The organism is Escherichia sp. MOD1-EC5950, assembly GCF_002965345.1.
Taxonomy (GTDB): Bacteria; Pseudomonadota; Gammaproteobacteria; order Enterobacterales; family Enterobacteriaceae; genus Escherichia; species Escherichia marmotae.
Window position 1 is genome coordinate 1 of record NZ_PTSR01000158.1, and the last position, 353, is coordinate 353.

Below are 353 nucleotides of genomic sequence, written 5' to 3' on the forward strand. Positions count from 1 at the left end.
TCCGTCCCGGCAAAAATGATTACCTCGGTGAATTTATCCTTCGGCTGATATTTTAAATTCGGTGCGTTTTTCACTTCTTACCTCCCGCAACCAACATTGCCCGGATTTTTTTAATATTCGTGGCTGCACGTCTTGCCACTGCCTGTTGTTTGTTTTCAACCAGAATAAAATCACGCTCAAACTGACGGCGCGGCATTACGCAGTCATATTCGTAAGCCTCACGGCGGTAGGTGATATTGCCTGGCGTAACGTGACGAATAACCACTCGTCCCCCACGTCTGGTGTCGCGGTAAATATCTCCGTGTCTGATTTCAGGCCGAGAGAGACCGCTGGCAGTAAAGCCAGAATTTTTC

The 353-nt window shown here is 48.2% G+C and carries 1 protein-coding gene; it reads right to left on the reverse strand.

The genetic code is table 11. The features are described 5' to 3' along the window. Positions 1 to 70: 70 nt before the first annotated feature. Positions 71 to 353 (reverse strand): DUF4222 domain-containing protein (locus BEA93_RS24810; RefSeq protein WP_172955113.1); only part of this gene is annotated, 283 nt, incomplete at its 5' end.